This window comes from Intestinimonas butyriciproducens, from assembly GCF_004154955.1.
Lineage (GTDB): Bacteria > Bacillota > Clostridia > Oscillospirales > Oscillospiraceae > Intestinimonas > Intestinimonas butyriciproducens.
The window spans coordinates 1,718,757-1,731,451 of sequence record NZ_CP011524.1; the positions used below are offsets into that span (position 1 = coordinate 1,718,757).

Sequence of the window (12,695 nt, forward strand, 5' to 3'; positions counted from 1 at the left end):
GGCCCCCGTCCTGCTTTCCTTGACAGAATCTGTTTTAAGAGACGTTGCTCTGGGTCCGAAGTCCACCGTGTTCGGCCCGCAGAGACGCGCCGCCCAGGCGGGGACGGGCGGGACGGTCGGAGTCGCGGGTGATCTCTGGATGGGCCCGTTCGGTGACGCACTCGGGCGTAATCACCACTCGGGCAATAGAAGCGTCGGAGGGCACGTCATACATGACCTGTGTCATGACCTCCTCCAGCACAGCCCTAAGGCCCCGGGCACCGATTCCGCGCGCAATGGCCTTCTCCGCGGCCGCTGTCAGCGCTTCCGGCTGGAATTCCAGATCCACATTGTCATATTCCAGCAGCTTCTTATATTGCTTGACCAGCGCATTTTTGGGCTCCGTCAGAATGCGGACCAACTGCTCCTGATTCAGGGACTGAAGCGCTGTAATGACAGGCAGACGGCCTACCAGCTCGGGAATGATGCCGAACTTCAGAAGATCATGGGGCTGGATCTCCCGCAGAAGGGCCGACATATCCTTCTTCTTTTTGCTCTCGATCTCTGCGCCGAACCCGATGGTCTTTTTGTCCAGGCGCTGCTCAATGATCTTTTCAATGCCGTCAAAGGCTCCGCCGCAGATAAACAGAATGTTTTTGGTGTTGATCTGAATGAACTCCTGGTGAGGATGCTTCCGACCGCCCTGAGGCGGGACATTGGCCACGGTTCCCTCCAAGATCTTCAGCAGCGCCTGCTGCACGCCCTCACCGGACACATCCCGGGTAATCGAGGTATTCTCACTCTTCCGGGCGATTTTATCGATCTCATCCACATAGATGATGCCGCGTTGGGCCAGCTCAATATCATAGTCGGCAGCCTGCACCAGGCGCAGAAGGATATTCTCCACGTCGTCGCCCACATAGCCCGCCTCTGTCAGCGTGGTGGCGTCAGCAATGGCAAAGGGCACCTTCAGGATACGGGCCAGCGTCTGTGCGAAGAGGGTCTTGCCGCAGCCGGTGGGTCCTATGAGCAGAATGTTGCTCTTTTGAAGCTCCACATCATCTCCACCGCCGAAGTAGATACGCTTATAGTGATTGTATACCGCCACAGAGAGGGCCACTTTGGCGTCTTCCTGGCCGATGATATACTCGTCCAGCACATCCCGGATCTCTTTGGGAGTGGGGATCACGTCGGGAATATCCGGGCGCTCCTCCTCCACGTCGTCTCCGGCATCCTCCAGGATACTCATGCAGAGCTGGACGCATTCGTTGCAGATATATGCGCCCGGGCCCGCAATGATGCGGGAGACCTGCTCCTGATGTTTGCCGCAGAAAGAGCAGCGGACCGGACGTTTGTCGTCGTTTTTGGGCATAGGGCTTCACCTCGAATCGGACGGAATACCGTCCACAAATACTAAGCGGCGCAGGGGAGCGGAACGCGACGGCCCCGCTCCCCTGTCAAATCCGTTTTTACTGCTTGGTAATGACCTTATCGATGAGGCCGTATTCCATGGCTTCATCGGCAGACATAAAATTATCGCGCTCACAGTCGGCAGTCACGACCTCCAGCGGCTTTCCCGTGTTCTCGGCCAGGATCTTGTTCATTCGCTTTTTGATGATCTCCAGACGCTTCAGGTGGATGGCCATGTCAGTGATCTGACCCTGTGTGCCGGCGGAGGGCTGATGGATCATGATCTCTGCGTTGGGAAGCGCGAATCGCTTTCCCTTCGCTCCGGAGGAGAGCAAAAAGGCCCCCATACTGGCCGCCATGCCGATGCAGATGGTGGAAACATCACACTTTACATACTGCATGGTGTCATAAATAGCCATGCCGTCGGTGACAGACCCGCCGGGACTGTTGATGTAAAACTGGATGTCCTTGTCCGGGTCCTGTGCCTCCAGATAGAGAAGCTGTGCCACCACCAAACTGGCCGTAGTGGCGTTCACTTCTTCCCCCAAAAAGACAATACGGTCGTTAAGCAGACGGGAGAAGATGTCGTAGGACCGCTCTCCACGGTTGGTCTGTTCAACAACATAGGGTACTAGGCTGGATTGAATCATGATGCGCAAACTCCTTTTCCATTGACAGACAGTCATGCTTAGAAAGTATGCCCGTCGGGAGGAAGGTTATTCCTACAGATTGTTACTCGGCTTCGCCGACCTTGGAAGTGCCCTTTTTGGCCCGGGAAGCGGTCTTCTTCTTGGGTGCCTCTTCCGCAGACGCACCTTCCTCCTCCACGTCTTTCTTGGCGCTCTTTTTTGCCGCCTTCTTAGGCTTCACGGCCTTGACGTTTTCCTTTACCACACCCATGGCCTTCCGCCGGAGAAGCGTGGTCTTTACGTCCTCAGCGGGGGCGGCTGCCTTCACCTGCTCCGCCTCCATACCATATTGTTCGGCGAGGGACTTGTACTCGTCCGCCAGTTCCTCCTCGCTGATCTCCAGCTTCTCCGCTTCGGCCACAGCGTCCAGAGCCATTTCAGATTTGATCTGGTGCTCAGCGGCAGCCTTCGCCTGTTCCTTCATGGCATCCAGCGTCTGTCCCGTCATCTGCAAATACTGCTGGAAAGGCAGGCCCTGACGCTCGAAGCGATCTGCGTATTCCTGAAGCACCTGGTCAGCCCGGAAATCCACCATAGCCTCCGGGAGCTCCACCTCCAGCACGCCGATCAGGGCATCCGTCACCGCGTCCTCGAAAGCGTGCTCAGCCGCATGCTCACGGCGGTCTCTGAGTTTTTCCGCCAGATCCTTCCGGAACTCCTCCAGAGTATCGAACTCGGAGACATCCTTGGCAAACTCATCGTCCACCACCGGAGCCTGGGGTTCCTTGACCTCGTGGACCTTAATCTTGAACACGACGGCCTTGCCGGCAAGCTCAGGGCTGTAGTCCTCGGGGAAGGTCACGTCCAGATCCTTCTCATCACCGGGCTTGAGTCCGACCACGCCCTCTTCAAAGCCGGGAATAAAGGAGTGAGATCCCAGCTCCAGAGCATAGTTCTCCCCCTTGCCGCCTTCAAAGGGCACTCCGTTGTCAAAGCCCTCGAAATCAATGAGAACAGTGTCGCCCTCTTTGGCCTCGCGCTCCACGTTCACCAGGCGGGTGGCACGCTGAATGAAAGGCTTGAGCTCATTTTCCACGTCCTCGTCGGTGATGTTGACTTCCTCTTTCGACGCAGCGAGTCCTTTATACTCGCCGATCTTGTACTCAGGCTTTACGGTAACCAAGGCTTTAAATGTAAAGCCGTCCTTGCCGACCTCCAGGACTTCTACCTTCGGATAGGCCACGGGGTCCAGGCCCTCCTGCTCCACAGCCTGGGCATAAGCGTTAGGATAGAGCTCGTCGATGGCGTCCTCATAGAACACGCCGGAGCCATACATACCCTCGATGATCTTGCGGGGAGCGTGGCCCTTCCGGAACCCGGGAACGGCGATATTCTTCCGGTTCTTCCGGTAGACCTTATCCACCGCGGCCTCAAACTCCTCGGCGCCGACCTCGATGACCAGCTCGATGGCGCTATTCTCCTGTTTTTCTTTACTCTTGACGTTCATCTACTTACTTCCTCCTGAATGTGTAATACGACATTGCCAGAATCCAACCTATATTACCAGATAATTGTGAACATTTCTACTCTTTTTTTCAAAAACGAAAAAATTTTAAGGCAGGATGCGCTTGGGCGCAAAACGGAGATAGTCCGCTGCCACCAGATGGTACTCCACCTTCCCCCGGACTCCTTCCACCGCAAGGCGGTGGCTGCCTCCGTGCAGATGTCCGTAGTAGCAGGTTTTTACCCCATACTGTTCCAAAAGTGCGATGATCTCCGGGCAGGTATAGCCCTCATAACAGGGCGGATAATGCAGAAAACAGAGCTTGGGATGCTCCCCCGCCGCCTTCAAAGAGGCCTCCAGCCGGATCAGTTCCCGGCGGAACACCTTTTCATTGTGGCCCGCCTGGTCCTCCTCATAAAACCACCCCCGTGTGCCGCACAGGGCTGTCTCACCATAGAGATGGCAATTATTGTGGAGAAGCTCCAGCGTATGAAAGCCATTCTCTGAGAAAAAACGGTTCATTTTCGCCGCCGTGGTCCACCAATAGTCATGATTTCCCTTCAGGAGGAGCTTTCTCTTCCCAGGCAGGGCGTCCAGAAACGCAAAATCCCTCCGCGCCTCCTCCAGGCTCATCCCCCAGGAAATATCGCCGCAGAGTACCACCGTGTCGTCGTTCCCCACCGCCTGAAATCCGGCGGAGAGCTTGTCCACATACCCGCTCCACGCTCCGCCGAATACATCCATCGGTTTGTTCGACCCCAGGGACAAATGGGGGTCGCCAATTGCAAACAGGGCCAAACCATCACCTCAGTCTCTTTATTTCAGCATCTCCAGCACCCGGTCGGCCATGTGCTCCTTTTCCGTCACCTGGTCAAACCGCACGGCCTTATCCTTGAGGGCGGCAAGAGGGGCCGGCACCGGTTCGCCCGTAAGCGCGGTCAGTTGGTCTAGGATGCCGGTGCCCTGCGCCAGCTCGGTTGCCCCCAGTGCGCCCAGCACGCTGTCGCAGAACTTGAAGGGGCTTGCCGTAGAGACCACCACGGTGGGCGTTTCGTCCCCTGTCTCAGCCCGATATTGATCCAGGACATGGAACGCCACAGCCGTGTGGGTATCGATGAGATAGTGGTGATCCTTCCACATCCGTGCGATCCTGGCCTGTGTCTGGACGTCATCACAGCAGCCGGCGGCAAAATGGCGGCCGAGCTGCTTTTTGACCTTTTCGCTCACCTCATAGCGGCCATTGGCAGACAGCTCTTCCATATAGGCCTTGACCGCCCCATCATCCCGCTCTGTAAACTCAAAGAGCATCCGCTCCAGGTTCGAGGAAATGAGGATATCCATGGAGGGGGACATGGTGTTGTAAAAGCTCCGGTTCCGGTCGTATACGCCGGTTTGGATAAAATCCGTAAGGACGTTGTTGCGGTTGGAGGCGCAGATCAGCTTGCGGATGGGCACCCCCATCTCTTTGGCATAATAGGCCGAGAGAATGTTGCCGAAGTTGCCGGTGGGCACGCACACATTGATGGGATCCCCTTTCTGGATCCTGCCCTCCTTCAGCAAATCGCAGTAGGCGGAGATGTAGTAGACGATCTGCGGCAGGATACGGCCCCAGTTGATGGAGTTGGCGGAGGAGAAAAAGAACCCCCGCCCCGCCAAGGTATCCCGCAGGGCCGCATCGGAAAAGAGCCGTTTCACCCCTGTTTGGGCGTCGTCAAAATTGCCTACCACGGCACAGACGCCCACGTTGTCTCCCTCCTGAGTCTGCATCTGAAGCTGCTGGATATCGGAGACGCCGTCCTTGGGATAGAACACCAGGATACGGGTCTTATTCACGTCCTTGAAGCCCTCCAGCGCGGCTTTGCCGGTGTCGCCGGAGGTGGCCACCAAGATGCACACTGTCTTTTGCTCCTCATTTTTCACCAGAGAGGCGGAAAGGAGATGCGGCAGCATCTGTAAGGCCATATCTTTAAACGCACAGGTGGGCCCGTGCCAGAGCTCCAGACAATAGGTGCTCTCATCCACACGCCGGACCGGCGCCACGTCCTTCTCATCAAACTTATCCTGTCCATATGCCCGGGATGCAAAGGAGGAGAGTTCCGAGGCCGTAAAATCGTCCAGATATGCGTTCATAACATAGACCGCCCGCTGCTGATAGGACATGTCCGTCATGGTCGCCAACCCGTTAGAGGATAGCTTCGGCAACACCTCCGGTGTCAGCAGCCCGCCATCCGCAGCAAGCCCCTGAGCAATGGCCTGGGCCGCGCTGCACTTCTGATTCTTATTTCGCGTGCTTACATATTGCATACTTCGTTCACTACCCTCATCAGATTGGTATAAAAGAGGCCGCGCACCAGCTCTTCACTGTAGTTGCGCCGAAGCAGGGCCTCATAGAGCTTGTCCATATCCTGAATGCCACCGATGCCCTCCGGGAGCCGGGTACAGCCGTCCCAGTCGCCGCCCAGGGCCACGTTCCGCTCACCGCCCAGAGACAGGAAACGCTCCAAATGGGCAATCACCGTGTCTATGTCCGGGGCTTCCCCGAGAAAGCCCGCATACATATTGAGTCCGGCTACGCCATTCTTTTTTATTATCGCAGTAAATTGAGCATCGGTCAAGTTTCTAGTGTTGAAAAATACGGACCTGGAATTGGAATGTGTGGCGATAATGGGGCGTGTGGAGACCTCTATCACATCCCAAAATCCCGGATCGGAGAGGTGGGATACGTCCACCAGCATCCCCAGGGCGTCCATCTCCCGGACAAAGGCCCTTCCCTGCTCCGAGAGTCCCCGGTCCTGCTCCTTGGCGTTGGTGCCGGAGAGAGCATTGGGATGGTTCCAGGTGAGATTCACGGCACGGACGCCCATCTTATGGGCAATGCGAAGCTTTTCCAGGTCACAGTCCAAAAGCTCCGCCCCCTCGGCGGAAAAAAAGGCGGCCGCCTTTCCCGCTTGAAACGCCGCTTCCGCTTCAGCACCGGTGCGGCAGAGCGCCACACGGTCCGAGTTGGCCTCCAGCTCCCACTGAAGCAGCGCGGCCTCCTCCAGAAATACCTCCCACAGGGCACGCCCCGGCATGTCCTCCGGAGATCCAAACGCCGCAAAAAATTGAGCGTACCGTCCAAATTTCCGGGTCCGCTCCAGATCCAGATGACCGGGGCTGCGGCACATAGACATCCCTTCCAGATAACACTTCAATATGGTGTCGCAGTGCCCGTCAAACAGATCAATCACATCAAAACGCATCCTCTATGTAGATAATTTCCGGCGCTCTCGTCGCAATCCCGTCCGGCGCGTAAACCTCCGCCACATCAAACCTGGGCTGAAGGTCCGTGGGGTGCTGAGAGAGATACAGTTCCGCCGACGTACGCAGCCGCTCCTGTTTCCGCCGGTCTACTGCCGCCCGCGCCGGGGCAAAATCGGCATTTTTCCTGAGCTTGACTTCTATAAAGGTAATATACTTGCTATTTTCTGCAATCAGGTCGATTTCCCCAAAACGGCACTGCCATCCGGCGGCCACCAGCCGCCACCCTTTCCTCCTCAGATCCTCCGCCGCCACGGCTTCGCCCCATCTGCCCAGCAGCCTAGCCGCGCCCCCGTTCATCCGCTTTCCTCCGCATAAAATTTTTTGAGAAAGCTCTTCCGGTGGATGGGTGAGGGCCCGTACTGCCGAAGCAACTCATAATGCCGCTTGGTCGGATAGCCCTTGTGTCGTTCAAATTCATATTGCGGGTACCGCCGGGCCATCTCCTCCATATATCGATCCCGGCTCACCTTCGCAAGGATAGAGGCCGCCGCTATGTTGGCGCTGATACTATCTCCTTTGACGATCGTCCTGTGACGGCATGAGATGCCCTTGCCGCAGTTTCCGTCAATCAGGGCAAAGTCCGGCGCCGGAATCAGCGCGCGGATCGCCCGGTCCATTGCCAACAATCGGGCCGCCAAGATATTGATCTCATCGATGGCAGCGGGGTCCACCGACGCCACCGCCCACGCCACAGACTTTTTCTGAATCACCTGGAACAGCCGCTCTCGGTTTTTGGGGCTGACCTGTTTGGAATCGTTGAGCCCATCCGGCATAAAACCGTCCGGCAGAATCACCGCCGCAGCATATACGTCTCCCGCCAGGGGCCCCGCCCCCGCCTCATCCGCTCCGCAGATCAGGCGAAATCCATCTGCACGGCATTCCCGCTCCACACGCCAGAGGTCAACCCCTGTCATTTTGCTCTGTCCCTCCCGGTATCTCAAGCGTAAAACGTCCCAGCTTGCCACCTCGGAACTCGTCCAGCAATACCCTGGCCATACGCCCAGTGTCCACTTCGCCGCCTGAAATCAAAAAGCCGCGCTTTCTGCCCGCGGCCTCCAGCAGTTTCCATCCCCGCGTGTCAGGCTCCGGCTGCAAATGATACCGCTCCGCCAGGGCCTGAGGATACCGCTCTGCCAATGTCTCCATCAGCGCACAGGCCAGCGTCTCCGTATCCATGATCTCATCTTTGATGGCTCCAGTGAAGGCTAGCTTCCTCCCCACCTCTTGGTCCTCGAACTTCGGCCAGAGGATGCCGGGCGTATCCAACAGATCCAGCCCCATATCCACGGACACCCACTGCTTTCCCCTGGTCACGCCAGGCCTGTCCTGAGCCTTGGCTGACTTCTTCTTTGCCACCTTATTGATGAAAGTGGACTTGCCCACATTGGGAACGCCCACTACCATCACCCGCACCGGACGCCCCACCTGGCCTCTTTCTCTCCAACGGGCGATCTGGTCTTTGAGCGCCGTTTTAATTACGGCGGAAAACTGGTTCACCCCGACTCCCGACTTGCTGTCGGTCTCCAGAACCGAATAGCCACGCTCACGAAAATATCTGCCCCAGGCCCTATTCAACGCCGGATCGGCCTGATCGGCGCGATTCAGAATGATGAGCCTCGGTTTGATGCCTACCAGCTCGTCAATATCGGGGTTCCGGCTGGACATAGGGATGCGGGCATCAATCACTTCAGCCACCAAGTCCACCTGTTTCAGGTCAGACTCGATCATTCGCCGGGTCTTTGTCATGTGGCCCGGATACCACTGAATGTTCAGCTTGTCCACCGCCTTTTTCTTATCGCACTATTGCATAGAGTTCATTATACACAAGATGTAGCGCAAAGAAAAGGGTTGCGGCACATTTTTTGAGACAAATACAAAAAAGGAGCGGCTTTCCGCTCCTTTTTTGTATTCGCCTTCTTACAGCTTCTCCTTGATCTTGGCGCTCTTGCCCACGCGGTCACGCAGGTAATAGAGCTTGGCCCGGCGCACCTTACCAGCACGGACGGTCTCGATCTTCTCAATGATGGGAGAGTGGAGGGGAAACACCTTCTCCACCCCGACGCCGTAGGAGACGCGGCGCACGGTAACGGTCTCGGCAACGCCGCCATGCTTCTTGGCAATGACGGTGCCCTCAAAGACCTGGATACGCTCACGGTTGCCTTCCTTGACCTTGATGTGTACCCGGACGGTGGACCCCACCTCAACCTTGGGCGGTTCGGCCTTCAGGTACTTCTCATTGAAGCTCTGCATCAGATCCATTTTTCTGTTTCCTCCTGTTTATAGGCGTTCGTGCCGGCGCTGCACCGCTTTTCACTGAAAACGGAACCGCAGAGGACCGCCCTTTATTGAGACTAAGATATGATACCACAAAAAAAATGGAAAAGCAAGTCTATTTTTTGACCGGAGTGCGTTCCTCTTCCTGTCGTGTCAGCCCGCACAAAAGCCAGAGCGCCATGCCTGGTAGCGTCAGATTGCGTCCCCCGCGCCAGAGAAAGCTCATGCCGGCCGCCAGCAACAGTGCGACCAGGATCACCGAACAGCCCCATACCGCCTGCCGCGCCCGGACAGGCGTGGTAAAGGCGGAAAGGATCAGCAGCAGTGCCCTGCCACCGTCCAGCGGATAGATTGGCAGCAGATTGAACCACCCCAGCGCCAAACTGAGGCCAGAGAGTGCATAAAGTGCCTCCTGCTCCCCTCCCAGCCGGGCGCAGAGCAGCGCCAGGAGCAGGTTGACGCCTGGTCCAGCCAGAATGGCGGCAAGCTCGCTGCCATAAGTCAGAGGGCGCTGATGGTCAAGCTCCATATTGCCCCCTGTAACGGTGAGGCGCAGCACACGGACCTCCCCCCCCATCAAACGGACCGCCGTCCAGTGGCCCAGCTCATGGAACCCCGCAGCCAGCGCCGCCAGTGGGATGAGATCCCCCGGGTCCATATAAAAAAACAGCGCGGCGGCCAGCAGAAACCCTCCGCTGCACTCCAGTTTCCCCAGCCGCAGCATACCTTATCTCACTCCGTTTCAATATAGTAAAGCGGATTGAGCAGCTCTCCGTCCAGCCGCAGCTCAAAATGGAGGTGTGCACCGGTGGTCTCCCCCGTGTCCCCTACCTCGGCAATTTTTTCTCCCAGCGTCACCGTCTGCCCCTGCTGTACGCAGAGTTTACTGCAATGCGCGTAAAAGGAGGTCACACCCCCGTCGTGGCGGAGCTGAAGGTAGAGTCCGTAGGCCGGGCTCTCTCCGATATAATCCACCACTCCGTCCGCAAATGCTCCAATGGGGTCTCCGTAGGGCGCTGCCAGGTCCACCCCCGAGTGGAACTTCTCTCCCCCCTCGATAGGATGTTCCCGCCAACCATAAGCAGAGGAGACCGCCGACATAACAGGAGCGGCGGTCTCCTCCAGGCCCAGTGGGAGCTGTTCCATCGTGGCGTTGTCCGGAAGTGGGGGGCCGGTGTAGACCGGGGCCGGTTCAGGAGGCAGCGTCGCTTGGGCACTGCTCTCTGGTTGAGAAGTCTCTGATTCCGGCTCTTTTGTAGAGGTAGGTGTCTCCGAGGCCTGAAACGACAGCCCCAACCTCCGGGCCATGCTCTGCAGTACGTCTGGATTTGAGCGCAGAAACTCCCGCTCCTGCTGATAAAAGGGAGTATTCTCCATTGTCGCCACATAGGGCTCCCGGCCTCCGCCCGCCGAGAATATATCCGTCCACAGTGTGCCCAGCGCCTCTGCAACTGGTTCGCGCCGTTCTATGGCTCTCCCCAGATTTGTAAAAGCCGCCTCAAAGTCGGTGTCTGAGCGGATCACCTCCAGAAGCTCACCGCGAACCACCTCCAGCCGCTCAGGAAAAACGCCTCGCCCGAGAAATACGACCAGGAACAGGACCGTGCAAATACAGAGCTGAAGTAGCCTGCGGCGTTCACGCGGGGCCAAGGCCACGCCGCCGCGCCGTTTTTTCCCGTGTACTGACGCCCGGGCGGCCGACCGCCGCCGGACCGTCTCTCTTGTATACACGCTTTCCATGATGCAGGCCCCTCTCCGTCTTGTTACCTTAGGTACTCAAGTATATTCGGACGGGCCTGCCGATATGCGCGCTCAAATTGAAACTGAAATAGAACGGGCGGTCCCGCCGATTTTAAATCGGTGGGACCGCCCGGCGCCAAGTGGTAACAGCGGTATTGGGAAGCGTGCTATACCCAACTGTCCTCAATTTCGTGTTTCTTCTCCCGTGTCATCAGCTCTGTCAGCACCGCATGGGGATCCTTCCCGTGATACAGAACCTCGTAGGCCGCCGCTGCGATGGGCATTTCAACCCCCATCTTTTCGGCAAGCGCCTTCGCGTTGGCGGCGGCATAGTAGCCCTCCACCACGGCACCGATCTCCTTTACCGCCTGCTCAGGAGGAGTTCCCTTCCCAATCAGAATACCGCAGCGGCGATTTCTGGAGTGCATGGAGGTACAGGTGACGATCAGGTCCCCCACGCCCGCCAGTCCGGCAAAGGTTTCTTTCCTTCCGCCCATGGCCACGCCCAGACGGGCGATCTCGGTAAGTCCCCGGGTCATAAGGGCGGCTTTTGTGTTGTCGCCACAACCCATGCCGTCGCAGCAACCGGCACAGAGCGCGATCACATTCTTCAGGGCGGCGGCCAGCTCCACTCCCACGGTGTCGTCGGAGGCATAGACGCGGAACCTGGGGCTCATGAACACATCCTGCACCAGCTCGGCCGCCCCCTGATCCTCTGAGGCAGAGACCACCGCTGTAGGCACACCACGCCCGACCTCCTCGGCGTGCGAGGGGCCGGAGAGGGCCACCACAGGATGCTCCGCCCCGACTTCAGCCTGAATGGCCTGCGTCAGTGTCCCGGAGGTCTCCTTCTCGATGCCCTTGGATACCGAAACTAAAACCGTCTCCGCGTCCAAGAGCGGCGCCACCCGGTGCGCAGTGCTCCTCACAGCGAAAGAGGGCGTGGCCAGCACAACGATCTTACAGCCCCTTACACAGCCCAAATCAGTGGTGAGTCCCAGCCCTGCGGGCAACGCCACCCCCTTGAGCATGGGGTTTTCCCTCGTCTCGCGCAGAATGCGGGATTCCTCCTCGGCATAAGACCACAGTGTCACCTCATGGCCGTTTTCCAACAGCAGCAACGCCAGTGCGGTCCCCCAGCCGCCGGAGCCGACCACAGATATCTTCATTTGCTATACCCCCTCTTTTTTCTTATGAAAGGATAGTTTAGACTCCTCGCCTTTGAGCATACGCTCCATGTTGGCCCGGTGTTTCCACAGGATCAGTCCTCCGATCAGAATGGATAGCGCCAACAATACGGTGTCATGGTAGACAAACCAGGTGGCAAAGGGGAAGGAGGCTCCCGCCCAGCAGGACCCCAGTGAGACCCAACGGGTCAGCGCAGCGAGGATTAGAAACCCTCCCCACACCACCAGGGCGACGCGCCAATCGATCATAATGGCAATGGTGCCCCCCGACAGGATACCCTTGCCGCCCTTAAAGCCGAACATGCAGGGGAACATATGCCCCAGCAGGCAGAAAAGTCCCGCCCAGTACTTGCCCAGAACAGCGTTTTCCAGGCACAGCCCAAACAGTCCGGAGCCAATCAGGACGGCAAGAACGGCCTTCAGGACGTCGCAGAGGATGACCACAAATGTCAGGCCCCCGCCGAAGACACGGTGAAAGTTGGTAAGGCCCGCATTTCCGCTGCCATGATTGCGGATATCATTGCGAAGGATATACTTGGAAACAATGACCGCACCGTTAAAACAGCCCAGGAAATAGGCTGCGATCGCTACCATGATATAAATTGGGACCGGCGATCCCAGATACATAGCAACAAAGTCGTTCATCCCCGTCGGCAAATACTCCAAGCC

The 12,695-nt window shown here is 57.6% G+C and carries 14 protein-coding genes; all 14 read right to left on the minus strand.

What is annotated here, in order from left to right; genetic code table 11:
* Nucleotides 1–34: 34 nt before the first annotated feature.
* Nucleotides 35–1,351, minus strand: a complete 1,317-nt coding sequence (gene clpX / locus SRB521_RS08670) for an ATP-dependent Clp protease ATP-binding subunit ClpX (RefSeq protein ID WP_075703831.1) — start codon at nt 1,349–1,351, stop codon at nt 35–37.
* Nucleotides 1,352–1,448: 97 nt separating this feature from the next.
* Nucleotides 1,449–2,039 carry an ATP-dependent Clp endopeptidase proteolytic subunit ClpP gene (clpP, locus tag SRB521_RS08675; protein WP_033117246.1) on the minus strand — a complete coding sequence of 197 codons (591 nt, stop codon included), beginning with the start codon at nt 2,037–2,039 and terminating at the stop codon, nt 1,449–1,451.
* 82 nt (nt 2,040–2,121) lie between these two features.
* Complete coding sequence (tig, locus tag SRB521_RS08680) at nt 2,122–3,525, minus strand: trigger factor (protein ID WP_033117245.1); 1,404 nt, start codon at nt 3,523–3,525, stop codon at nt 2,122–2,124.
* A gap of 105 nt (nt 3,526–3,630) precedes the next feature.
* Entirely contained in the window at nt 3,631–4,320 is a 690-nt protein-coding gene (locus SRB521_RS08685; protein ID WP_116721694.1) for a metallophosphoesterase, read from the minus strand.
* A gap of 18 nt (nt 4,321–4,338) precedes the next feature.
* Nucleotides 4,339–5,826, minus strand: a complete 1,488-nt coding sequence (gene thrC / locus SRB521_RS08690; RefSeq protein ID WP_116721695.1) for a threonine synthase — start codon at nt 5,824–5,826, stop codon at nt 4,339–4,341.
* Nucleotides 5,814–6,752, minus strand: coding sequence for a dipeptidase (locus tag SRB521_RS08695; protein ID WP_242943917.1), 939 nt, complete (start codon nt 6,750–6,752; stop codon nt 5,814–5,816). Before SRB521_RS08695 ends, thrC begins: the two co-directional genes overlap by 13 nt.
* Before the next feature lies 1 nt (nt 6,753).
* Entirely contained in the window at nt 6,754–7,122 is a 369-nt protein-coding gene (locus tag SRB521_RS08700; protein WP_075703827.1) for a YraN family protein, read from the minus strand.
* Nucleotides 7,119–7,739: a ribonuclease HII gene (locus SRB521_RS08705; RefSeq protein ID WP_075703826.1), complete on the minus strand. Its 621-nt coding sequence runs from the start codon at nt 7,737–7,739 to the stop codon at nt 7,119–7,121. Before SRB521_RS08705 ends, SRB521_RS08700 begins: the two co-directional genes overlap by 4 nt.
* The gene (gene ylqF / locus SRB521_RS08710) at nt 7,726–8,571 is read right to left on the minus strand and encodes a ribosome biogenesis GTPase YlqF (RefSeq protein WP_242976521.1); all 846 of its coding nucleotides are present in this window, start codon (nt 8,569–8,571) and stop codon (nt 7,726–7,728) included. Before ylqF ends, SRB521_RS08705 begins: the two co-directional genes overlap by 14 nt.
* A gap of 171 nt (nt 8,572–8,742) precedes the next feature.
* The gene (gene rplS, locus SRB521_RS08715; protein WP_116721696.1) at nt 8,743–9,084 is read right to left on the minus strand and encodes a 50S ribosomal protein L19; all 342 of its coding nucleotides are present in this window, start codon (nt 9,082–9,084) and stop codon (nt 8,743–8,745) included.
* Between the two features lie 130 nt (nt 9,085–9,214).
* Complete coding sequence (locus tag SRB521_RS08720; RefSeq protein WP_116721697.1) at nt 9,215–9,823, minus strand: site-2 protease family protein; 609 nt, start codon at nt 9,821–9,823, stop codon at nt 9,215–9,217.
* An 8-nt stretch (nt 9,824–9,831) separates the two neighbouring features.
* Nucleotides 9,832–10,839 carry a M23 family metallopeptidase gene (locus tag SRB521_RS08725; protein WP_116721698.1) on the minus strand — a complete coding sequence of 336 codons (1,008 nt, stop codon included), beginning with the start codon at nt 10,837–10,839 and terminating at the stop codon, nt 9,832–9,834.
* Between the two features lie 167 nt (nt 10,840–11,006).
* Nucleotides 11,007–12,008: an NAD(P)H-dependent glycerol-3-phosphate dehydrogenase gene (locus tag SRB521_RS08730; RefSeq protein ID WP_075703823.1), complete on the minus strand. Its 1,002-nt coding sequence runs from the start codon at nt 12,006–12,008 to the stop codon at nt 11,007–11,009.
* 3 nt (nt 12,009–12,011) lie between these two features.
* Nucleotides 12,012–12,692 (minus strand): glycerol-3-phosphate acyltransferase, encoded by a 681-nt coding sequence (locus SRB521_RS08735; RefSeq protein WP_242943916.1) that lies wholly within the window; start codon nt 12,690–12,692, stop codon nt 12,012–12,014.
* Nucleotides 12,693–12,695 lie beyond the last annotated feature (3 nt).

Coding starts and splice junctions, on each gene's coding strand:
- ylqF (WP_242976521.1), bottom strand. CDS start 8,571: ATGACAAAGACCCGGCGAATGATCGAGTCTGACCTGAAACAGGTGGAC.
- SRB521_RS08720 (WP_116721697.1), bottom strand. CDS start 9,823: ATGCTGCGGCTGGGGAAACTGGAGTGCAGCGGAGGGTTTCTGCTGGCC.
- tig (WP_033117245.1), bottom strand. CDS start 3,525: ATGAACGTCAAGAGTAAAGAAAAACAGGAGAATAGCGCCATCGAGCTG.
- clpX (WP_075703831.1), bottom strand. CDS start 1,351: ATGCCCAAAAACGACGACAAACGTCCGGTCCGCTGCTCTTTCTGCGGC.
- rplS (WP_116721696.1), bottom strand. CDS start 9,084: ATGGATCTGATGCAGAGCTTCAATGAGAAGTACCTGAAGGCCGAACCG.
- clpP (WP_033117246.1), bottom strand. CDS start 2,039: ATGATTCAATCCAGCCTAGTACCCTATGTTGTTGAACAGACCAACCGT.
- SRB521_RS08725 (WP_116721698.1), bottom strand. CDS start 10,839: ATGGAAAGCGTGTATACAAGAGAGACGGTCCGGCGGCGGTCGGCCGCC.
- SRB521_RS08705 (WP_075703826.1), bottom strand. CDS start 7,739: ATGACAGGGGTTGACCTCTGGCGTGTGGAGCGGGAATGCCGTGCAGAT.
- SRB521_RS08730 (WP_075703823.1), bottom strand. CDS start 12,008: ATGAAGATATCTGTGGTCGGCTCCGGCGGCTGGGGGACCGCACTGGCG.
- thrC (WP_116721695.1), bottom strand. CDS start 5,826: ATGCAATATGTAAGCACGCGAAATAAGAATCAGAAGTGCAGCGCGGCC.
- SRB521_RS08700 (WP_075703827.1), bottom strand. CDS start 7,122: ATGAACGGGGGCGCGGCTAGGCTGCTGGGCAGATGGGGCGAAGCCGTG.